Source organism: Bartonella sp. ML70XJBT, from assembly GCF_028618425.1.
GTDB lineage: Bacteria > Pseudomonadota > Alphaproteobacteria > Rhizobiales > Rhizobiaceae > Bartonella.
Genome location: NZ_JAQISX010000004.1, coordinates 133,590 through 155,988, shown reverse-complemented (window position 1 = coordinate 155,988; position 22,399 = coordinate 133,590). Strand labels below are relative to the sequence as shown.

Annotated in this window: 17 protein-coding genes; 12 read left to right on the top strand and 5 right to left on the bottom strand. The window is 36.2% G+C overall.

Features of this window, described 5'->3' with window-relative positions:
• Positions 1–364: 364 nt before the first annotated feature.
• The 4 genes from PVV65_RS03375 to PVV65_RS03360 form a co-directional block, all read right to left on the bottom strand.
• Entirely contained in the window at positions 365–1,150 is a 786-nt protein-coding gene (locus PVV65_RS03375; RefSeq protein ID WP_273789212.1) for a DUF1499 domain-containing protein, read from the bottom strand.
• Positions 1,151–1,683: 533 nt separating this feature from the next.
• Positions 1,684–2,223 (bottom strand): hypothetical protein, encoded by a 540-nt coding sequence (locus PVV65_RS03370; protein ID WP_273789211.1) that lies wholly within the window; start codon positions 2,221–2,223, stop codon positions 1,684–1,686.
• Complete coding sequence (locus PVV65_RS03365; protein WP_273789217.1) at positions 2,216–2,812, bottom strand: DUF1214 domain-containing protein; 597 nt, start codon at positions 2,810–2,812, stop codon at positions 2,216–2,218. The genes PVV65_RS03370 and PVV65_RS03365 overlap by 8 nt, the downstream gene beginning before the upstream one ends.
• A 17-nt stretch (positions 2,813–2,829) precedes the next feature.
• Positions 2,830–4,980, bottom strand: coding sequence for a transglycosylase domain-containing protein (locus PVV65_RS03360; protein WP_273789210.1), 2,151 nt, complete (start codon positions 4,978–4,980; stop codon positions 2,830–2,832).
• A 347-nt stretch (positions 4,981–5,327) separates the two neighbouring features.
• Here PVV65_RS03360 and PVV65_RS03355 point away from each other — a divergent pair, with 347 nt between their 5' ends.
• The 12 genes from PVV65_RS03355 to PVV65_RS03300 all read left to right on the top strand — a co-directional run bounded on the left by PVV65_RS03355 (position 5,328) and on the right by PVV65_RS03300 (position 20,396).
• Entirely contained in the window at positions 5,328–5,564 is a 237-nt protein-coding gene (locus tag PVV65_RS03355; protein WP_273789209.1) for a hypothetical protein, read from the top strand.
• 21 nt (positions 5,565–5,585) lie between these two features.
• Positions 5,586–6,254 (top strand): response regulator transcription factor, encoded by a 669-nt coding sequence (locus tag PVV65_RS03350; protein ID WP_273789208.1) that lies wholly within the window; start codon positions 5,586–5,588, stop codon positions 6,252–6,254.
• Complete coding sequence (locus PVV65_RS03345; RefSeq protein WP_273754482.1) at positions 6,251–7,669, top strand: ATP-binding protein; 1,419 nt, start codon at positions 6,251–6,253, stop codon at positions 7,667–7,669. The genes PVV65_RS03350 and PVV65_RS03345 overlap by 4 nt, the downstream gene beginning before the upstream one ends.
• Positions 7,670–7,950: 281 nt before the next feature.
• On the top strand, positions 7,951–8,727 hold the full coding sequence (locus PVV65_RS03340; protein ID WP_273754481.1) for a tetratricopeptide repeat protein: 777 nt from the start codon (positions 7,951–7,953) through the stop codon (positions 8,725–8,727).
• A gap of 267 nt (positions 8,728–8,994) precedes the next feature.
• Positions 8,995–9,474: a cytochrome c maturation protein CcmE gene (gene ccmE / locus PVV65_RS03335; protein ID WP_273754480.1), complete on the top strand. Its 480-nt coding sequence runs from the start codon at positions 8,995–8,997 to the stop codon at positions 9,472–9,474.
• A gap of 7 nt (positions 9,475–9,481) precedes the next feature.
• Positions 9,482–11,461, top strand: a complete 1,980-nt coding sequence (locus PVV65_RS03330; protein WP_273789207.1) for a heme lyase CcmF/NrfE family subunit — start codon at positions 9,482–9,484, stop codon at positions 11,459–11,461.
• Between the two features lies 1 nt (position 11,462).
• Entirely contained in the window at positions 11,463–11,933 is a 471-nt protein-coding gene (locus tag PVV65_RS03325; protein WP_273789206.1) for a cytochrome c-type biogenesis protein, read from the top strand.
• 172 nt (positions 11,934–12,105) lie between these two features.
• Positions 12,106–13,617, top strand: coding sequence for a Do family serine endopeptidase (locus PVV65_RS03320; RefSeq protein WP_273789205.1), 1,512 nt, complete (start codon positions 12,106–12,108; stop codon positions 13,615–13,617).
• Between the two features lie 81 nt (positions 13,618–13,698).
• The gene (locus PVV65_RS03315; RefSeq protein ID WP_273754476.1) at positions 13,699–14,385 is read left to right on the top strand and encodes a response regulator transcription factor; all 687 of its coding nucleotides are present in this window, start codon (positions 13,699–13,701) and stop codon (positions 14,383–14,385) included.
• Positions 14,382–15,764 (top strand): HAMP domain-containing sensor histidine kinase, encoded by a 1,383-nt coding sequence (locus tag PVV65_RS03310; protein ID WP_273754475.1) that lies wholly within the window; start codon positions 14,382–14,384, stop codon positions 15,762–15,764. The genes PVV65_RS03315 and PVV65_RS03310 overlap by 4 nt, the downstream gene beginning before the upstream one ends.
• Positions 15,765–15,832: 68 nt before the next feature.
• Positions 15,833–18,778 carry a bifunctional [glutamine synthetase] adenylyltransferase/[glutamine synthetase]-adenylyl-L-tyrosine phosphorylase gene (locus PVV65_RS03305; protein WP_273789204.1) on the top strand — a complete coding sequence of 982 codons (2,946 nt, stop codon included), beginning with the start codon at positions 15,833–15,835 and terminating at the stop codon, positions 18,776–18,778.
• 790 nt (positions 18,779–19,568) lie between these two features.
• The gene (locus PVV65_RS03300) at positions 19,569–20,396 is read left to right on the top strand and encodes an outer membrane protein (RefSeq protein ID WP_273754473.1); all 828 of its coding nucleotides are present in this window, start codon (positions 19,569–19,571) and stop codon (positions 20,394–20,396) included.
• 764 nt (positions 20,397–21,160) lie between these two features.
• On the opposite strand, the gene PVV65_RS03295 is transcribed toward PVV65_RS03300, so the two are convergent.
• The gene (locus PVV65_RS03295) at positions 21,161–22,051 is read right to left on the bottom strand and encodes a metallophosphoesterase (RefSeq protein ID WP_273754472.1); all 891 of its coding nucleotides are present in this window, start codon (positions 22,049–22,051) and stop codon (positions 21,161–21,163) included.
• Between the last annotated feature and the right edge of the window lie 348 nt (positions 22,052–22,399).

Here is a 22,399-nt window from a genome sequence, read left to right as displayed (position 1 = left end):
TAAGTTTAATTTTTATAATTATTTTTATAATATTTTTTATGAGTATATTCTATAAATTTAATTTATTTAATAACGTATTAAATAAATAATAAAAGCTCATTTTTATATGATACTAATCTTTAAAAAAGATTTACTGACTACATTTAGACATAGACTTTAATATTAGTATAATAAATATTTTTGTTTTTTATTTCCTATTTTTGACTTTTTAATTATTTCAAGATTGGTTCGGTTTGAGATTGTTGTCTTTTGTATAAGAATGCTCAGTGTATAGCTTTTAAAAAGTGATTATTTTCTTATATATCATAATTTATTGAAAAATAAGCTGTTTTTATGAAATAAAGTAGCTTATATCTTTTGATTGTTATCCATCATCTTGGGAAAGAGGAAGTGAAGCGATTTCCGTATCAAGGGCATCCATAAAATCGATAATAAAGGCAGCATTAGTCCCCAAATCTCTTGGCAAATAACGAGAAGCAGAACGCATATCAACAAAGGTGGTATCACCTTCATCAGTTAAGCGGATCACAATGTCTGAAATAAAACCGAGGTAAAAAGTTTTAGCTCTCGTTTCAATATAAATCTCATTTTCTTCGCCTTTAAACTTTCTTTGAGCCACAACAGGCCAATCATACGCAGCCAAAACATTCAGAACGGATTCGCGAATGCGTTCAGGTGCGCCATCATAACGGCGCCCCGACATTTCTGGCCATTGTGACATCTGTAATGTTGCTTGTTCAATCAAAACACTTTTAAGTGGTAAAGCATCACTGGGGCGCATTGTGCGAAAAAAAGCCGGTGGTCTTTGTGTATCGGTAGAAATATCGTAAAGAGCAGGCAAGGTAAACCAAAGTCCCAAAAATAATACCAATGGTGTTGCAGTTATAAGTGAATAAATAATTCCCTTTAAAGCTTTCATTCCCCCTAGAGCCCCACAGACCCACAGACTATGAAGTGCTTTAATAGCGAGAAAAAGAGAAATAATCACACAGCCAGTAGAGATACTGATCAAAATTATAAAGTCGGTTACATGAATGATGGAAAAACGTTGTAAGATGACTGAAAATAATAAAATAAAGAACGCTAATCCCCCAAATCGAGGGGACCATACTGCTGCTCTTGAAACGAACCGAACATATCTCTTCTTCATGAAGTTTTTTCCCCTCAATTGTAAACTATAAGCAAAGTTTGTTCAGATGACATATCTTACAAAAGTTTTTACTTATAAGACAAAAGTAAAGCACTTATTTTTGAGGTCAAGGATGCATAATGTCTTATAAGTTTCCAGCGATTATTTTTGCACTTCATTGAAGGTAATCAGAATTTCTTCTATAGTTTATCATGTCATTGATGCGAACGTTATGGAAACTTTTGTAAATAAAAAGAAAAAACTCAAATAGCAAGTTTACAGTTGTTAGCAGCATATTTTTCTAGAACTTTACTCTTGATTTTTCTCTTCTGATTACAGGGAGTTTTTTCTGTCAAGATAATGCGTATCCAATAGGATATGATGATGTGCAATAGAGATTTCATTCTATCTCAATAAAAAATTTAGGGATCTACAATCAGAAAAACTTGAATTCGAGTATTCGATTAATAGAGAAAAAAGATAACCATTTTGATAGGCTTTGTTTATTTTGTATAGAAAGTAAGGTGTTGTCCAAATGAGAGGTTAGTCCGTTTTTATTCATAAAATATGCGGCAGGTTGCTGATGAAAGGAAAACTTCATTTTCTTTTTTTGCTAGAGAAGAGGGAGCAAAAATACGTAAAATGACAAAACCTTCATTCAAATTTTTAGCAACTAAAACGGAATTAGCATTTATTTTAGGTCTTGATTTTTTGAGTTCTATTATTTGTATGGGTTTTCCAATGATAAGGTCGAGTGTCGCATCAGGGGCTGTTCGGTCATTAAGGCTATAGAAAATAATTCCGTTGTGTGTGTAGGCTGCCAGTGACCAAAATTGTTGTGTTTTCAAAGCCTTTAAATGGACAGGTCCATTTTCAAGATTAAATCTGCAGACTTTAAGAAGAAAGAGTGGATCAGCAGATTGTTGAATAGGATTATCGGGAGTAAAATCAACAAATTGATAAGGGGGTCCAGATTTTTTAAGGGTTGTCCATATATTATTTTGTGCCCAAGTGGGGATGAGAAAGAGAACGCAAATATGAACGATAATAGCGCCAATGATTGCAAGAAGTGCGATATAAATGAATCTAGTCACAATTTATTTGTCCTGATGGGATTTGCTCTACTGAGGGTAGTGTGAGCTTTTGTAATGCCGTTGCTGAGATGATTGAGGTATCGTATAGGGTAAGGATAAGCCCGAATTCTTTTTGACTAACGGTTGCAAGCCAATTACCAGCTTGCGGTGTATGTGAGATATGGATACGCAATGTGCCGTCATGCTCATAAGTAATAGCGTTCGTATGGAGTTCAAAAGGTATTTCTTTTGATGAAGTATAGGGTTTAAGGGATTTGTCAGCTGTATAAAGGGTAAAAAGCCTGGTTTCTGGGATGCTGCCTTTGAGCAAATAATGACAGTGGGGGTGGAGTGGACGTCCTTGATTATCTTGCCAAATCTGGAATTGAATACCTTCAGTACGTCCAAGTGAAACAATGCCTTGTTTGGCAGTGCGGGCGCGGGTGTAAGGATCCATATCGGTGGTACCTACTTGTGGGTAAGCACTCCATTTTTCAATTGTAAAGCGTCCAAAATGAGGAAAGGAATTGAGCACATAATCGACACTCAGTATTCCGCATAAAATGGAAAAAACAAAGATAAAAAAGAAAATGGTAATATTAAAAAGTATCAGTGAATATTTTGAATTCAAAATGTTGAATCTCCAGTTATTTTCATTTTCAAAGAAATTGCAGAAGTCTTTTTCAGATCTTTGTTAATCAAGCGCACGATATTCAATATTTCAGGAGAAAGCCTAGAGGGTATTGGGGGGAGAAATTCAGAATCTGTATGGGAGGAGGGTATTTGAGGCTGATAAGGAAGCAGAGAATCCTTAACACCGTAGAGCTGTTTGAGCATGATATTTTGGTGTGCTGCGAGCATGATGCGATGCCATATCATGGTGGGAACGCCTCCCCCAAAGGCACGATTCATGGGTGAAAAGTTATCATTTCCCATCCATACTGCACCAGTATAATTACCCGTAAAACCCACAAACCAAGCATCGCGATAAGATTGTGATGTTCCAGTTTTTCCAGCAACAAGTGTCATGGGTAGAGCAGCACGTTTACCGGACCCTCGTGTTGTGACACCCACCATCATTTGGTTCATATAAGCTGCTGATTGACTGCTGAGAACTCTGTGTAGTTTTTTTCCGTTATGCTCGAAATCCCACACTAAATCACCATTGAGTGTTCTGATTTGTGTGAATCCATGACGATTACCAGCTATTCCACCATTTGCAAAGACATTAAAGCCAGTTGCTTGATCCATGGGAGTCATGTTGGAAGTACCAAGAACCATCGTTTTGTGTGATAAAATATGTGCATTAATTCCCATATTCTTGATGAGATCTATGATGGGTTTTGTATCGCGGTTAAGATATTGGTATGTGAGATAAACAGGGACTGTATTAATAGAAAAGGCTAAAGCTGTTGCTAAATCAATTTTTCCCAGATAATGACTAGAATTATTTTTGGGTGTCCAACCTCCCCAATTAATGGGGGCATCTAAAACAATGGTTGAAGGTGAAAGACCGCGTTCTAATGCGGCTGCGTAAACATAAGGTTTAAATGAAGAACCAGGTTGTCGGCCACCTTGTGTTGCTCTATTAAATTGACTCTTTTTGTAGTCTAGTCCTCCAACAATTGCACATACAGCACCGTTATTGTCAAGTATAACAGTGGCGGCTTGTGTTACACGATATTGTTGACCATATTGATGTAAATGATAGGCAATTGATTCTTCTGCTACTTTTTGAAGTTCTGGATCAAGGGTTGTTTGAATAATTAAATGATGACTTGGAAGTTGATCACGCATTTTTTTAACTTCTTCGAATGCCCAATCAAGAAAATAGCCAGGCTGATTATTGTCTCTTTTTGGAAGTGCCCTAGCAGGGTGGCGATGTGCGTTGATAATCTGGCTCTCCGTCATAAAACCGCTGTTAACAAGATTAGAAAGGACAACATTGGCACGTGTTTGAGCCGCAAAGAGATGACTATGAGGGGCATATTTTGTTGGGGCTTTAAAGAGCCCTGCTAACATAGCCGATTCACTTAAAGAGACATGACGTATGTTTTTTCCAAAATAAAATTTTGCTGCTGCTGCAATACCAAAATTATTTCCTCCCATATAGACACGATCAAGATAAAGTTGCAAAATCTGTTTTTTGCTAAAATTTGCCTCTAACCAAAGAGCAAGATAAGCTTCTTTGATTTTACGTGTTATGGTTCGCTCATTTGTTAAGAATAAATTTTTAGCCAATTGTTGTGTAAGAGTTGAACCACCTTGCACGACACCTTTAGCTTGCATGTTTTGTGAAATTGCTCGTGTAAGTCCTTGAAAATCAATGCCCCAATGATCAAAAAAACGACGGTCTTCTGTAGCGAGAACCGCTTTAATAACGGTGTCAGGCATTTCTTCAACGGGGACAGAGGTTGCCAGCAGTGCACCACGGTGACCAATGGGATTTCCATAGCGATCGAGAAAAAGAATGGAAAAATTTTGTGGAGAAGACCAGTCTTTTTGGGTTAGTTTAAAAACAGAAATGCCCAAAATGGTGAAAAGAGTGAAGCCTATCAATCCTAATGTTAATATTTCATCGAGAACTTCAACGATAAAGCGTTTCCATCCTTGAAGATGAAAATTTTGAGAGATGATTTTTGCTTTTTTCCAAAAAAAACTGTTGGCAGAACGAATGTGATAAAGCGCTGTATCTAGTCGTGCATCTAATTCGATGAGAGCAGGGCTGTGAAATGGTTTATGCTGTTGTCCTTTCTTTTTTTTAAAAAAATTAAACATTTTAAAAAAGCCTATAGCAAAGCAATACAACAAAATAAATCTATAAAATTTATATGGAGTAGAAGTATTTTTTTTCTATAGTGATACAAAGAAAGAGTTTATTGGAGAACTATGCATTGTTCGTAAGACTGTGTATTAAAATTTTATTATTTTATCCAATAAACTTTCTTGTTATTATTAAAAATATTTTATTTTGAATTTTTAAAAATTTGGATTATTATTAATACATTCTTCTGTAAGATAGAGGATAAATTATTTTTCATTTGTGGTTTTTAAATTGCCCCAAAAAAAGACATTATTTTTTTTGATCTTATCATAAGATAAGAAGATAGGTTTTTGAAATATCTATGATGAAAAAAGTTTTATTGTTCGTGATAATAGTAGCTTTTTTAGGAACAGATTCTGTTATGGCTGCTGGTTGTGCTGAGGTGGGTAAGAAGGTTGCAACTCAGGAGAGAGGGGTTCTCGTCCGTTCAAAACTAGTTGTTCAGGATGGAAGGGATATGTGTGCAATTGTGGTTGTTATCCCAGCTCGTAATGGTGAAAAATTGCGCCGTGTGGAGACTTTCGTTCCTGCTGATTAGTCCTTGGCAGATGGTGTTTTGATGCGTATCTTAATCGTTGAAGATGATCGGAATCTTCACCATCAGTTGGCAGAAGCTGTAAAACGTGCAGGCTATGTTTTCGATAGTGCTTTTGACGGTGAAGAGGCTTATTTTTTAGGCAACACAGAGTCTTATGACGCGGTAATCCTTGATATAGGTTTGCCGCAGATTGATGGGCTTCGTGTTGTTGAAAAGTGGCGTCAAGAAGGGCGCACCATGCCTGTTTTAATGTTAACGGCACGAGATCGTTGGTCTGATAAGGTGCTTGGTATTGATGCTGGAGCTGACGATTATGTTGTGAAACCATTTCATTTGGAGGAAGTAATGGCGCGCTTGCGAGCGCTAATTCGTCGTGCGACAGGACATGCAACAAGTGCCTTATGTTGTGGGAATGTTGTGTTAGATACGAAGACATCTCGTGTTTTTGTGGATGATCAATTGATTAAACTAACATCTTATGAATTCAGGCTTCTTTCGTATCTGATGCATCATTGTGATAGGGTCATTTCAAGAACGGAACTTACTGAACATCTTTATGATCAGGATTTTGATAAGGATTCAAATACGGTGGAAGTTTTTGTAGGTCGGTTACGTAGGAAGCTTGGTGTGGATTTGATTGAGACTATCCGAGGAATGGGGTATCGCGTGAGAATGCTAGGTGATGAATGAATGTTTTAAAAGAGGATAATTGGTTTCAGAGGTTTTTTTTTGTCATTACGCGATCGCTCAGTTTACGTGTTATGATCTTATCAACGCTATGGGTTGTTATTTCTCTTTTATCGATTTCTGCAGTAAGTATTTTATTTTATAAACGTTCAACTGAAGAGAGCCTAGAGCGTATCCTTTCTGCTCAACTCTACAGTTTAATTGCAACAGTAACGGTATCACCAGATGGCATTTTGAGAGGAGGGGCTGGAATCGATGACATTCGGTATGCTGATCCAACAACGGGATGGTATTGGGAAATTGTTGCGATATCCCATAATTTAAAAGGAAGATTGACCTCCCCATCATTGGGAACAGGAGAGATATTTACACCCAGCGATGTCGATATACCTTTTGACAATAAATTCTTTCGCTCTTATCGGATAAAGGGGAACAATGGTCAAAAGCTACAAGTGATTGAGAGTGATGTTGTTCTTGATAATAAAAATCATATTGCGCGTTTTCGACTTGTTGGGAATATTGATGAAGCGTATGCTCAAGTTAAAGAATTTAAGCGAACTTTGCAAATTTTTCTTTGGAGTTTTGGTCTCGGAAGTGTTTTGATTAATATTGCTCTTATTTTCTTTAGTTTTCAGCCGTTGAAGCTTATTCGACGGTCATTGAATGATATTCGCGAAGGAAGAGTTCACTATGTGAATACCAATTTAGTCAGTGAAGTGATGCCGCTTGCCCAGGAAATGAATGCTCTCATTAAGAATAATCAGCGTATTATTGAGCGATTTCGCACACAGGTTGGTAATCTCGCACATTCATTGAAGACACCTCTATCCGTGATTATAAATGAGACAGATAAGATGCGTGGAGAAAAGGCTCATTTGTTGAGAGAGCAAACGCAAATCATGCAAACTCAAATCAATCGTTATCTTCAGCGGGCGCGGCTTGCAGCACAATGCGATAGTATTGTCTATCATACATCTGTTCGCAATGTGATGGATCGTTTAGTGCGGGTTATGAAAAAGCTTAATCCTGAAAAACAAATTGAATTTATTATGGAAGTTGATGATATTATCTTTTCTGGAGAGAAGGAAGATTTAGAAGAAATTATAGGGAATTTGATTGAAAATGCTACTCAGTGGTCTCGCACAAAGGTATTGATCTCTTGTTTTTTAGAAGAAAACCTTGAAGAAGAAAAATATTTTAGTATCCTTGTTGAAGATGATGGTCCTGGTTTAACAGAAGATAAAATTGATGAAGCGTTAAAAAGAGGGAAGCGGTTTGATGAAAGTAAACCGGGGGCAGGTTTAGGGTTAGCAATTGTTTCAGATATGATCAATGAATATGGTGGCACTCTCTTTTTATCGCGTTCTATCTTGGGGGGGTTGTCTACAAAAGTTTTATTACCCAAAATGGGAGAATAATAATTTTTTTAAGCAGAAAATATCTATAGAGTTTATGAAGAAATATTTAGCCAATACAAAAAGGTAGGGAGACATTTCAGAAGATCCGTATTTATAATCAAACTATGAAAACAAAGGCTTGTTTTTATTTTCTTGATATAAGTGATCTATTGAGAGAAATGAATAATAGATTTTATGATGTTCTTCATAAAAAGCTAAATTTTTATTATTTCACATCACTCTTTTCATGAAGAGGGCAAAAGATAAGCGCGTTATCTTCTGTTTGTATTGGAAAAAATAATATGCTCTTTCTCATTTTTGCAGCATCCTTTCTCGCTTTTCTGGCAATTATTCTTTTTCTTTCACTACGTTTTGACGATGCGGTAAAGAAAAACTGGCAAGTTCAAACCATGGATGGTTATAGAAGCCATATCCATACGGTTGAGTCTCTTAAGCTTTATAGGCATTATAAAAAAAGAAATATTCTTAAAACTCTGAGTATTTTGTTTGTTCTTCTTATGACTTGGAGTATCTATGGTCTGACAGGAAATCCAGAAGTAAAAAGTTATTTTTTTAGTGAATTAATGGATAAGAATCCTAAACTTCTCAGTAAGCAAGAAAAGCTTGTTCGTCTACAAGTGCTTTTTTTCCGCTCCCCTTATGATGGTGAATTAGCAGATGCCTTAGCGGTAGGGTATCTCGAAGAAAGCCATTTTCAAGAAGCTGTGAATACTTATTTAGATGCCCTTCGTTTGAATGGAGAAACAGCACCAAGGCTTGTAGGATATGGTTTAGCATTGGTTGGTTATGAAGGGGGAATGATAACGCAAGAGGCACAAAGAGCTTTTCAAAAAGCAGCAGGTTTAGCGCCAACAGATTTTTATCCGCGCCTCTTGTTGGCCGAAGCATTTCATCAAGCCGGAAAAACGGCGCAGGCAGTGCAGTTTTTACAAAGCTTTCTTGATACAATGCCTAAAAACTTTGCAGGACGCTCACGGGTTGAAAAAATGATGATTCAGTTACTTGGCTCATCAAGTGAACAGACAAAGAAAAGTGATCATTACCAATTAGAAAGATAGGAGAAGTAATTATTCTGGAAGAGGAAGGGATAGGTTGTGGAGGTTGAAGAGCAGAAATGCAGAATGTCAAGAGCTCAGTACAAGTTGTTATAAAGTAAATAAAAATTGGTGTAAAAACTAAAAAAGAAGAAAGGTATTGATAAACGTGTTGGCAAAGGTGGGGTATTAGATAAAAAGTTGCACCTATAGAGAAGATGTGCAAAGCTCTTTAAAAAATAAAATATGGATGCTTATAGAACGTGTTTAAAATTTTTTCGTAGAGTGTCTATGAACAATCAATCTTTAAAGAATTCTGCTTCGTTGAAACTTATTTTAAAGAAGCGAAAAAAAAAGCGCTTACTGATCATCTTATTGTGTTGTTTGGTTATGGCAATTGCAGCAAGTCTCATCATATATGCAATACGTCATACAGTCAGTTTTTTTAGAACGCCCTCTGAAATTACAAGAGAAGATATTTTAATGGGGCGCCCTTTGCGTTTGGGCGGTTTTGTTGAAAAGGGGAGCATTCAATATGTTGAAGAGAGTGGCGTTATTTTTTTTATAACGGATAACACAAAACATAAAAAAGTGGTTTTCAAGGGTGTTTTACCGGATCTTTTTCGTGAAGGTCAGGAGGTGATTGTAGAAGGGCATTTCGATAAACAGGGTTTTTTTATAGGGACGCGTATTTTAGCAAAACATGATGAAACTTATAGGCCTAAAGAAACCGCTGATCGATTGAAAAAACATTACAGTGTGGAGAAATAATTCGATTGTGCTTGTCGAACTGGGTCATATTTTTTTAGCCGCAGCATTTTCCGTAAGCTTATTAGAAGCTTTCTTACCTGCTTTAGGTTTTTGGAGGAAAGAGCGTTTGTTAATGCAAACAGCTATCCCTCTAACATATATCACTTTCACATTATTACTCTTTTCTTTTTTAGTGATGATTTATGCTCATGTTGTCTCTGATTTTTCTGTTTTAAATGTTGTTGAGAATTCTCATTCAGAAAAACCGATGCTCTATAAAATTACGGGTATTTGGGGCAACCACGAAGGCTCTATGTTATTATGGGTTTTAAGTCTTGCTTTTTTTAGTGCATTGATGGCCTTCTTTAGTCAAGATTTACCAAAAGATTTTAAGGCACTCATTTTAATTTGCCAAAGTTGGATTACAAGCGCTTTTCTTTTATTTATTCTTTTTGTATCCAACCCGTTTTTACGTGTGAAACCACCTGCATTACAGGGAAATGACCTCAATCCTCTTTTACAAGATATCGCATTAGCGATTCATCCTCCCCTTCTTTATTTAGGTTATGTTGGTTTTTCGCTTTGTTTTTCTTTTGCTGTTGCGGCATTGATTATGGGGCATATTGATAAGATTTGGGCGCGTTGGGTTCGTCCTTGGCTTTTACTTTCTTGGTGTTTTTTGACATTGGGGATTATGGTTGGCTCCTATTGGGCTTATTATGAGCTGGGATGGGGAGGATATTGGTTTTGGGATCCTGTTGAAAATGTTTCGTTTATGCCTTGGCTTTCAGGAACGGCTTTTTTACATTCTACTCTTGTTCTCGAAAAACGAGGAATATTGAAAAGTTGGACTTTGTTTTTAGCGCTGCTTACTTTTTCTCTTTCTCTTATGGGAACGTTTCTTGTTCGCTCTGGTCTTTTAATATCTGTTCATAGTTTTGCTGTTGATCCAGCGCGAGGGCAAGCAATTCTTGCACTTTTATTTTTCTTTACGGGAGCAGCTTTTCTTCTTTTTGCCCTACGCATTCCTCTTTTAAAAACAGAAAGATTTTTTCAACCAATTTCGCGCGAAGGATTTATTGTTTTAAATAACTTGTTACTGACAACAATAATAGCAACAGTACTGATTGGTACGCTCTATCCTTATTTTATTGAGATGCTAACAGAGCAAAAAATTTCTGTAGGGGCTTCTTTTTTCAACCTTACCTGTGGGCCGCTCATGCTTTTGCTATTGTTACTTGTTCCGTTTGGTTCAATGATGACATGGAAACGCGGTGATTTTCTCGCAGTTTTTGAACGGTTGTGGTTTGTTCTTATTTTGGTTGGTATCGTCTGTTTTATAATATTTTACACGACATCTGTGCGTGATATTCTCACAGTTTTAGGCATTGGGCTATCGGCGTTTGTTTTTTTAGGCAGTTTAGCGGATCTGTGGGGAAAGAGTGGATATGGCAAAAAAGCTTTTTCAGTACGCGTTAAGAGATTTCTTGGATTGCCATGGTCGTTTTTTGGTGCAGCAATGGCACATATGGGACTAGGCGTTACATTATTTGGTATTATTTGTGTGGCCAATTTTGGTCAAGAACGTATTTTAACCATGAACGTAGGAGAGTGGGTGACGATAGCAGATAAAACACTTCATTTTGATACCATGGATAATCGTTTTGGTTCGAATTATTCGGCAATGGAGTTTTATTTTAAAATATATAAAAATAAAAAAATCGTGGGTCATATAACAGCTTCAAAGCGATTTTATTCAAGCCAAAATACATCAACAACGGAAGTTGGTCTTCAAAATTATGGCTTATCGCAGCTCTATATTGTGCCGGGACATTTCGATAATCGGGGTCTTGTTGTGCACATATGGTGGAAGCCTTATATAATATGTATTTGGTTAGGGGCATTCATGATGGCTATGGGAGGCTGTTTTTCTCTTCTGGGATATTGGTTTCGCACTGGAGCCTACAAGAGGGTACTTTTTGCTTTAAATTTTGGGAGAAGACATTAAGATGAAAAAAAATCTTTGGCTTTTATGTTTTTTAATCGTAATATTTCCTTTTCGATTAGCTCTAGCAGTAGAGCCGGATGAGATTTTAAAGGATACAGTTCTTGAAAAGCGCGCGCGCGATATTTCATCGCATTTACGTTGTCCTATTTGTCAAAATCAATCAATTGATGATTCAGATACTTCTCTAGCACGTGATTTAAGGGTTTTAATTCGGGAAAAACTAAAAATGGGCTATAGCAATCAGCAAGTGATTGACTTTCTTGTTGAGCGATATGGTGAATTCATTCTCTTAAAACCGCCATTGAATAAAACAACTTGGTTTTTATGGTTTTCGCCTTTGATGATTATCATCATTGGTGCAAGTACCATATTTTTCCAGTTAAAACGGTATAAGCGTGAGAAAATAATGATTGTAAATGCAACGGGGGAAAACAGTCAAAAACGCTATTGTAGTCAAAAAGATACTCCATAGAGCAAAGAATTTAGCTCATCTGCAATGAGCAATCAACCTTATTGTAAATGATATTGGTGAATACTAAAATCTTACAAAACTTTAACAATTTAGACAGAAAACGGTAAGGTCTGGTATTTTATAGGTGATTAGATTGGGATAGAAAGTATGATTGAATAGGAGCATAGAGTAAATGTTAAAAAAAACTTTCTTTAAAACATTTGTCGCAGTAAGTTTTTCCGCAGTATTGGAGAGTGCACTGTTTTTTAGTGGATGTGCATCAAGCTTATGGACGACAAAGGCTCATGCAAGTTCTGTATTTACTTCGTTAGTGCAACAACAGGGATTTGCAGATATCGTTACTCAAGTAAAACCAGCGGTTGTTGCGGTGCAAGTAAAGAGTAATAAAAAGAAAGAAGATTGGTTCTTTAGCAACTTTTTTAGTGGTCCAGGGATTGATCAATTACCAGATCAACATCCTTTAAAAAGGCTTTTTAAAGAGTTTTATGATTTTGATAAACCTAAAAATAAATTTCCCCTTCATTCACAAAGACTCCGTCCTATCGCTTTTGGATCGGGTTTTTTTATTTCGTCTGATGGTTATATTGTGACCAATGATCATGTGATTTCTGAGGGTACAAGTTATACTGTTGTTCTTGATGATGGTATAGAATTGAATGCAAAACTCATCGGGAAGGATCCAAAAACTGACCTTGCAGTCCTAAAAGTAAATGACAAAAGAAAATTTTCCTATGTTGATTTTGGTGATGATTCAAAGCTTCGCGTTGGTGATTGGGTTGTTGCTATTGGTAATCCATTTGGCCTTGGAGGAACTGTGACAGCAGGTATTGTTTCGGCCCGTGGACGAGATATTGGCACCAGTAGTTATGATGATTTTATTCAAATTGATGCTGCTGTTAATAGAGGAAATTCTGGAGGTCCAACTTTTGATTTGAATGGCAAGGTTGTTGGTGTTAATACGGCGATTTTTTCTCCTTCAGGAGGCAATGTTGGAATCGCTTTTGCTATTCCGGCAGGGACAGCGAAACAGGTCGTGCAACAACTTATCGAAAAAGGTTCAGTTCAACGTGGTTGGCTTGGAGTTATGATTCAGCCAGTAACGAAGGAAATTTCTGATTCGATAGGTTTGAAAGAAGCGAAAGGTGCTTTGGTTACTGATCCATTAAAAGGACCGGCAGCAAAGGCTGGTATCAAGGCAGGCGATGTCATTATTTCAGTGAATAATGAAAAAATTAATGATTCTCGTGACTTGGCAAAGCGTATTGCAAATATGAGTCCGGAAGAAACCGTGACTTTAGAGATTTTTAGATCCGGTAAGGAGGAAAAAATCAAAGTTAAACTTGCTGCAATGCCTGAAGATGAAGGTAAGAAAGAAAGTTCAAAATATTTAAATGAGCGTGGTGATTCAGATGAAACATTAGAAGATTATGGGTTAATTGTTGCTCCTTCTGAGGATGGTTTAGGATTGGTTGTAACGGATGTGGATTCGGATTCAGATGCTGCTGATAAGGGAATCCGTCCAGGTGATGTTATTGTGACAGTGAATAATAAATCTGTTAAAAAGACCTCTGATATTACCGATACAATTAAGAATGCCCAAAAGTTAGGGCGAAAAGCTATTCTCCTACAAGTACGAACAAATGATCAAAATCGTTTTGTCGCTCTTCCAATTTTCAAAAAATAGCACTTTATTATGAGTGGGGCAGAGATTTTGTAGATTTCTGTCCTACAATGCAATTTTATAACAATAACGGAGATGTGTTTTATGAAAATACTGGTTATCGAAGATGATCGTGAAACAGGACATTATCTCGAAAAAGCTTTTTTGGAAGTAGGACATTCCGTTGATGTTGCCTATGATGGTGATACGGGATACGCTTTAGCTGAAACAGAAAATTATGATGTTATGGTTGTTGATCGAATGCTTTTGCATCGTGATGGGCTCTCTATTATTTCACAATTGCGTGCTAAAGGCAATGAAACACCCGTTCTCATCCTTTCAGCTTTAGGGCAAGTCAATGATCGTGTGACGGGATTGCGTGCAGGGGCGGATGATTATTTGACAAAGCCCTATGCTTTTTCTGAACTTCTTGCGCGTGTTGAAGTATTACAAAGGCGGAAGAATCCTAAAGAAGCAGAAACTGTTTATTGTGTAAGCAATCTTGAGCTTGATCGGTTAGCGCATACGGTAAAACGGGGTGATAGAAACATTCTATTGCAACCACGAGAATTTCGTTTACTTGAATATTTAATGCGCTATGCGGGGCAGGTTGTTACACGCACGATGCTTTTGGAAAATGTTTGGGATTACCATTTTGATCCACAAACAAACGTCATTGATGTTCATATATCTCGCTTGAGAGCTAAAATTGAAAAAGACTTTGATGTTCCACTTCTTCATACGGTGCGTGGCGCTGGATATATGCTGAAGGCACCAGATAACAAAGCATGAATCGTTTGATGAATATAATGCGCACGACTGCGCTAAGGCTTTCAGCACTTTACATTTTATTGTTTGGATTGGTGGCAACAGGTCTTTCTATTTATATGACAGCATTTTCTGCTTCGCTGTTAAAACAGCAGACTGAACAGGCTTTACATGAAGAATTAAAGTATATTGAAAATGCTTATAATTATGGGGGGCTTTCTTTATTAATGCGCACGATAGATTACCGTTCAAGACAACCAGGGGCATTTCTTTATCTTGTTACAGATCCTATGGGTCGTATTTTAGCAGGTAATGTAGCACGTATTGAATTAGGTCTTTTGCAACAGAATGGTTTTATTTCTACCTCCTTTTTGTATTCTCGTTTTGGAGAACATGGCAAAACAAGTGAACATCGCGCTTTGGCGGTTGTTTTTGATTTGCCTAATGCTATGAAGATCCTTATAGGACGTGATTTGGATGAGCCCGAACGTTTTGCGGCAGTTATTCGTAAGGCTGTAATCATTGCACTTGCTGCAATGGTGGGAGGCGCGTTACTTATATGGTTTTTTGTTGGCAGGAGAGCTTTACAAAGGATTGATCAGGTCACGGCAGCATCACGGCGCTTGATGGATGGTGATTTCAGTGGGCGTTTACCAGTTTCTGGGGTAGGAGATGAGTTTGATCGATTATCAACGAATCTTAATGTTATGTTAGACTGCATTGAAGAGTTAAATATTGGTTTACGTCAAGTATCGGATAATATTGCTCATGATCTGAAAACACCGTTAACACGTCTTAGAAATCGTGCTGAAGAGGCACTTTCGGGAAATAAGACAAAGCTTGAATATCGTCAGGTCCTTGAGAGTGTTATTGCTGAATCAGATCAACTTATTCGTACATTTAATGCGATTTTAATGATTTCACGCATTGAAGCAAGCTGTGCAATTGAGCATCTTGAAATGATGAATATGAAACTGATCCTTGAAGATGCTGTTGAGCTTTACGAACCTTTTGCTGAAGAGTCAGGTGTTTTACTTCAGTTAGGAGATATTTTTGATAAAGAGCTTAAATTAAATCGTGAGCTTGTTGCACAAACAATTTTTAATCTTATCGATAATGCGATTAAATATGCATCTAAAGATAGAGGAAAAGCGAAGGTTTGCTTATCAATGGAATATCGTGATGAACATTTATTAGTTGTTGTAAGCGATAATGGTCCAGGAATAGCAGAGGATAAACGTGAAAAAGTAACAGAACGATTTGTTCGCCTTGAAGAAAGCCGTACACAACCTGGTTTTGGGATTGGCTTAAGTATAGCAAAAGCAGTTATGAAGCTGCACGGAGGTGAATTATTACTTGAAAATGCAAATCCGGGACTTAGAGCTGTTTTGTTATTTCCTTAAAGATACTTTTTCTTTTTTCATACGGAACAACTATTTTAAAAGTGTAATGTAATAGAAAGGAAGGCAAAATGCTTTTCAAGGGAGATCAGACGAAACAAGCTTTTTTAAAAACACAGCTTCTCCCTTTGTGCTCTCTCAATGAAAGTGGTTCCCAATGGTTAAAGGACATGGAAAAACAAGCAAGAAAAGAAGGTTTAGAACCGCTTGTTTCTCTCATTTCAGAGAGTGGAATGCAGATTGATTTTATCCGTTCAGTTATGACTTTATCTCCTTTTTTGCGTGAGGTTTTAATTGTCAACCCATCATATCTTTGTCCTTTATTGCACGTTGATATAGAAACAAGGATAAGCGAAATTATCGATGATATTACGGTTATTGATAAGGATAAATCTATCAATGAAGCTTCATTAATGGCTGCTTTAAGGCGCAAAAAACGAGAGGTGCATGTTCTTATTGCTTTAGCTGATTTGAGTGGTGTTTTTACTTATGAAGTTTCATGTACTTGGTTGACACGTTTGGGTGAAACTGCTTTAGGTGTAGCATTGCGTTTTCTTTTAAGAGAAGCACATGATCATGGTAAGATTACTTTGCTGAGCCGCGAGAATCCAGAAAAAGACTGTGGTTTAATCATTTTAGGGATGGGAAAATTAGGAGCAGGAGAACTTAATTATTCTTCTGATATTGATCTTATTGTTTTCATTGATGAAATGTCCCCTCATATTGGTAATCTTTCTGAAAGTGTCGACGTATTTTCTAAAATGGTGCGCCGATTAATCCGTATCATTCAAGAGCGCACTGTGGAAGGATATGTTTTTCGTCTTGATTTTCGTCTTCGTCCAGATCCAGGATCAACACCTTTGGCTTTACCAGTAAGGACTGCCTTGCGTTATTACGAAGGGCGTGGACAAAATTGGGAACGAGCCGCTATGATCAAAGCACGTCCAGTTGCTGGCGATAAGAAAGCAGGTTTTAACTTTCTTAAAGAGCTTTTTCCCTATGTGTGGCGCAAATATTTAGACTATGCTGCGATTGCTGATATTCATTCGATCAAACGTCAAATTCATGCGCATAAAAGTTACAGTCAAATTGCTGCTTATGGCCATAATATAAAGTTAGGTCGTGGCGGTATTCGTGAAATTGAGTTTTTTGTTCAGACACAACAACTTATTGCTGGTGGACGTTTTCCTCAATTACGTGGACGTCAGACAGTTGCAATGTTAGCAGAACTTCATACGCTTGGTTGGATCAGTGAGAAAACGCGAGATAGCCTTATAAAAAGTTATGCTTTTCTAAGAAATGTAGAACATCGTATTCAGATGCTTGCGGATGAACAAACGCATCTTCTTCCAAATGATATTTCTCAATTCACGAGTGTTGCTTATTTAATGGGCTATCACGACAGGAGCAGTTTTATCCGTGATTTATTAAAAACACTTCAGGTTGTTGAAAAACACTATGCAGCACTGTTTGAGAATGAACAAGAACTCGGTTTAGAAACTGGCAATTTAGTTTTTACAGGAGAAGGAGATGATCCGGAGACATTAATAACATTAAGCCGTTTAGGTTTTGAAAGAGCGAGTGATATTTGTCGCATTATGCGTACCCTCCATTGTGGTCGTTATAAAGCAACGCAATCTGCTGAAGCACGCGAGAGATTAACAGAGTTAACACCAGCTCTTTTAAAAGCTTTTGGTGCAACAAAACGAGCTGATGAGGCAATGTTGCGTTTTGATAGTTTTTTACAGGGCTTACCCTCAGGAATTCAGCTTTTTAGTCTTTTGCAGTCTAATCCATCCCTTTTAGATATGCTTGTCTTGATCATGGGGGCTGCGCCACGTCTTGCGGAAATTATTACACGCAGATCTCATGTTTTTGATGGAATGTTAGACCCAAATATTCTTTCAGAATTACCGACAAAAACCTATTTAGAAAAACAGCTTGAATATTTTCTTGAAGATGTTTCCTCTTATGAGGAAATTCTGGACCATTTAAGGATTTTTGCAGATGAGCAACGTTTTTTGATTGGGATTCGAATTTTGAATGGTACAATTACAGGAGAAAGAGCTGGCTTTGCTTTTACTGCGCTTGCTGATCTTATGATTACAAAAACATTTGCTACCGTTCAAGAGGAGTTTTCTTGTCTTCATGGCCGTATTAAAGGAGGACGTGTTGGCATATTGGGAATGGGAAAGCTTGGAAGTCGTGAATTAACTGCAGGTTCGGATGTTGATATCATGTTGCTTTATGAACACGATGAAGATGCAGAAATATCTGATGGAGAAAAGCCTCTTTACATCTCTCAATATTATACGCGTTTAGCACAGCGCTTCGTTTCTGCTTTATCCACACTGACGAGCCAAGGCGTTCTTTATGCCGTTGATTTAAGGTTACGGCCCTTAGGCAATAAAGGACCTGTTGCTGTTTCTTTTCCATTTTTTAAAAAATATTATCGTCATGAAGCATGGATATGGGAATATCTTGCTTTAACAAGGGCGCGGGGCATTACAGGAGATCCTGATTTTTTACAAAAGCTAGAAAATGAAGTGTGTACAATTATTGCTATTTCTCGTGATAAGAACGAAGTTGCAAAAGAAGTATATGAAATGCGTTCTTTGATTGCAAAAGAAAAGCCGCCAAAAAATCAATGGGATTTTAAAACAATGTCTGGTGGCATTATGGATTTGGAGTTTATTGCTCAATTTGCTCTTATTACGCATGTCATTGAGTTTCAAATTGGGGCGACGACAGCAGATATTTTAGATCACTTACCAAACAGTTTTCTTAATCAGTCATGTATTGCTGATTTACATTATGCCTATCGTCTTTATACAAATTTGAGTCAAATTATACGGCTTTGCTTAAATGATCCCCTTGATCCCAATGATATGCCACCTGGATTAAGTGATCTTTTGTTAAATAGCGTTGGGGAACCTGATTTGCTTCGTGTTGAAAAATTAATTACAGAAACTGGGCAATTGGTTTGTTCAATTTTTACAAAAATTATAAAATATTAAATATCTTTTATAATGGTTTTATGAAAGTATTGAATGTAATTTTAAGATAAAACCTAAACAGATATTATAGAATAATGAAAAATATTCATTCCATTTTTATATATTAAATTTGATATTTCATTATACGCTTGAGAGCTTTAGAGAGTGAAATTATTTTTCTATTCTTTTCTCAAGTGTAATGAAAGAATTTTTCTGTTAAAAGAGCTTATTCTAGGCATTATTCTTCATGTAAAAAGCAATGGAATGACGGCTTTTATTACATAATACTCTTTATAAGCCTTAGCTTATGGGTATGATAGAAGCATATGGCTGCATTTATAAAGTAGTAGTCTATCAGATACATTTATGAATTGAGAGGACTTCAACACAAGAAGATGTGCAAGAGTGTTTTTGTCACACAGATTTAGATAAAATCTTATAAAGGTTATGGCTATATATGATTTCTTATAACACGAATATTACGAAGATATTTAAGTAAATAAGACAAAAAGTTTTATTGATTATCTCTCTCATTTTTTTTAAAAATTAATATTATAATTATTGATATAATGCTGGATAATAATGGGAAGTATGAATCTATAAAAGCCAATAGAGCTTAATTAAATAAATAAAGAGAAATATAAAAAGTATTTAAAATTTTTTACAGTATTATTTATTAAAAAATAATTTAACATTTAAATATAAATTTTGATTTTTTATAACTGTGTCATTTTTGCTATAGATTTTTTGCTAAAAATGTGAAACGATTTATTATTATTTACTTATAACATTAGCTTTTAGGGGAGCAATTATGATTACAAAGTATTTAATTTCAACATCTATCTTTTCTTTAATTTCAATTTCTGTGTTACAGGCAGCAGATGTTACGATACCAGAACAGCCGGTACCTATTATTACAGCTCCACAGTTTTCTTGGACTGGGTTTTATCTTGGAGGGCAAATTGGTAATTTTTCAAGTAAAATTAAAGGAAGTTATTTAAAAGATGAGGATGCAGGACAATGGTCTCCAATTAGAAAGGAAGATTTACCTAAACTTTCCGGTTTTATCGGTGGCATTTATACAGGCTACAATATTGATATCGACAATGGTTTTATTATAGGTATAGATACAGATCTCATGTGGTTTAATAAAAAAGATACAAAAGATCACAATTTGCCACAAGAAGGTCACATCGAAGAATCATCATCAAAATCAAAAGTTATAACAGTAGGTACTAGTAATGATGAAGATCATTCGGCATCCTCTGATGAAGTGGTGTATCACACTTTAAAACAAAAATGGGCTGGCGCTACACGGGTAAGATTTGGTTTTTCTTTTGATCGTTTGATGCCTTATGTGGCCGGAGGTGTTGCTTATACACAGCTTAACAACATCATCTCTAACAAATCTAATACGGAAAAGAAAGCGAGTGATCCTGCTAATTGGGTGCATGATGAAAAAAAGACCATGATTGGTTATACTCTTGGGGGAGGGGTTGATTTTGCAATGACTGATAATATTCTTTTGCGTGCAGAATATCGTTATTCAGATTTTGGTAAGAAAAAATTTGTGCAAGATAAAGTTGAAATGGGCTACAAGACAAACGACTTTCGTGTGGGTGTCGCTTATAAATTTTAATTTTTTACAGAATTAAATAATTTAAAAGCCTCATTTTAAAATGAGGCTTTTATTTTTCAAATAGCTACTGGTAAATACTCCTTTACTGAGGAGAGATACTACTTTATTTAGACAATAGCTTAATTTATAAAGATAATTTACTATTTTACGTTATCATAAAATATTTTATTTAATAACAAAAAAATCGCATAAAATCACATCCATAAGATAACTCAAATAATAATAAAAATTCATACTATAATTTTTTATTATTACTGGATATTTTATGCTTTATTATAGATAATAATAAAGTGACATATAGGAAAAAATAGATAGAAAATTAGGCATTTATCGAGACATAATAAACATTATTCTCTATATTCTACAAAATATCATAATTATAGGGGCATCAAGATTTTGCCTATGAGATGCTTTAGAGAGAGTGTGCGGTGATGTGTAAAGCAAGATTTATAGGACTTTGTGAGATAAATAACAGGGGCAATCGGTTGCTGAAATTTGTACGAAAAGAATCTAGATTATTTATAGATCAGATAGGATCGAAATCTTCGTCCTTAAGAATGGGAAGTAAGTAACCCAATGATTTATAAAGTTAATTATGCAAGTGGGGTTAGCCAATGGAGTCCTCTAAGAGAAATTGATTTGTCGACAAAGAAGATGAAACTTTGTCTTGTTAAGAGGAGGAGGACAATAAAATTATGATTTATGAAAGGGGTATGAAGTAAAAATATTTTCGTTTTTTGTTGTTTCGACAACTTTGGAAGTGTTTAAAGATTAATTGTTTCAGTACAGGAGATCTCGTTTTGGGGATTGATAATGCTATAACGTTGTAACTGGCAGTGCCATTGATTTTGTGAGCGTTCAATGGAAAATAAGTTAAAGCCTGCGGGTGGTTTTTTATCACCAAAAGCTTGAGATGCGGAAGGAACACCAACAATAGGAATTTTTTTAATTGGTCCTTCAACCCACTTCAATGTGGGTAAATGAGTATGTCCGTGAAGAATAAGTTCGCAACCGTGATGTTTGATAACCTCTAGAAAACGTTTTGTATCTCGTAGTTTTTTATGCCAAGACGTTGCCTTGGGAAAAGGGGGGTGGTGGATCATGACAACACGAAAAAGGTTGCGCTGTGCTGCTTCTTTTAAAAAGTACGGTAATGTTTGCGCTTGCATTTTACCAAAATAACCAGAAGCTTGAAAAGGAGGTGTCGCAATGGCTGAAGAAGCAGCTATGATGGCAACATCTTTGCGAATGCGCATATAAGGAAAAGGAAAGGTACTTTTTTGAGGAACGTCTCCTGTGATCCAAGGTTTAAAGAGCATACATGCTTTTTGAAGGGCGCCGCGAACATAGGCATCATGATTTCCAAAGGTCAAAGAAATATCTTGAGGTTGTCCTAAGGTAAGGAGCCAACGGTGCGCTTGTTCAAATTCCTTATCAAGAGCAAGATTCACAAGATCACCAGAGATCACAAGATGATCTGGCTTTGTTTTATTCAAGGCATCTATTAAAGTTTCGAGGACATTTGTTGCCATTTGACTCTTACGTTTTTTTTGCCAATTTAAGTAACCGGTAAGACGCTTTCCAAAAAGTTCAAAAAGGGAAGGTTTGGGAAGAGGAGAAAGATGTATATCCGATATATGGGCAAGATAAAACATAAAAGCTCGTAGAGTATTAAAAACGATTTAAAGAACGAACATAAGATAAGTTGGTGCTTAAAGGCAAGAAAGATTGTAAAAGGACAAATAGCTTGTTGAAAATATAAGAAAATTCTCTAGAGAATTGATGCTGTATTGTATTTTCTATGACAGAGGTCAGCATAATACAACAGACCATTCTTGGCAACCGGTATATCTTTTATATTATGGGATAAATTTTAAAATGATAGTCGTAAAGTTTTAAGACTTTTAAACAGCTTTTATACGACTACACATCATCGTAAAAAAATCTAATAGCTCAGAAAAAATGCAAAAGAATTATTGTATTTATCAGAAATTTTTACGGTC

Excerpts from the sequence above, each read along its gene's own strand:
- PVV65_RS03300 (WP_273754473.1), top strand. The coding sequence starts at position 19,569 with ATGATTACAAAGTATTTAATTTCAACATCTATCTTTTCTTTAATTTCA.
- PVV65_RS03320 (WP_273789205.1), top strand. The coding sequence starts at position 12,106 with ATGTTAAAAAAAACTTTCTTTAAAACATTTGTCGCAGTAAGTTTTTCC.
- PVV65_RS03355 (WP_273789209.1), top strand. The coding sequence starts at position 5,328 with ATGATGAAAAAAGTTTTATTGTTCGTGATAATAGTAGCTTTTTTAGGA.
- PVV65_RS03340 (WP_273754481.1), top strand. The coding sequence starts at position 7,951 with ATGCTCTTTCTCATTTTTGCAGCATCCTTTCTCGCTTTTCTGGCAATT.
- ccmE (WP_273754480.1), top strand. The coding sequence starts at position 8,995 with ATGAACAATCAATCTTTAAAGAATTCTGCTTCGTTGAAACTTATTTTA.
- PVV65_RS03305 (WP_273789204.1), top strand. The coding sequence starts at position 15,833 with ATGCTTTTCAAGGGAGATCAGACGAAACAAGCTTTTTTAAAAACACAG.
- PVV65_RS03360 (WP_273789210.1), bottom strand. The coding sequence starts at position 4,980 with ATGTTTAATTTTTTTAAAAAAAAGAAAGGACAACAGCATAAACCATTT.
- PVV65_RS03295 (WP_273754472.1), bottom strand. The coding sequence starts at position 22,051 with ATGTTTTATCTTGCCCATATATCGGATATACATCTTTCTCCTCTTCCC.
- PVV65_RS03345 (WP_273754482.1), top strand. The coding sequence starts at position 6,251 with ATGAATGTTTTAAAAGAGGATAATTGGTTTCAGAGGTTTTTTTTTGTC.
- PVV65_RS03315 (WP_273754476.1), top strand. The coding sequence starts at position 13,699 with ATGAAAATACTGGTTATCGAAGATGATCGTGAAACAGGACATTATCTC.
- PVV65_RS03350 (WP_273789208.1), top strand. The coding sequence starts at position 5,586 with ATGCGTATCTTAATCGTTGAAGATGATCGGAATCTTCACCATCAGTTG.
- PVV65_RS03310 (WP_273754475.1), top strand. The coding sequence starts at position 14,382 with ATGAATCGTTTGATGAATATAATGCGCACGACTGCGCTAAGGCTTTCA.
- PVV65_RS03325 (WP_273789206.1), top strand. The coding sequence starts at position 11,463 with ATGAAAAAAAATCTTTGGCTTTTATGTTTTTTAATCGTAATATTTCCT.
- PVV65_RS03375 (WP_273789212.1), bottom strand. The coding sequence starts at position 1,150 with ATGAAGAAGAGATATGTTCGGTTCGTTTCAAGAGCAGCAGTATGGTCC.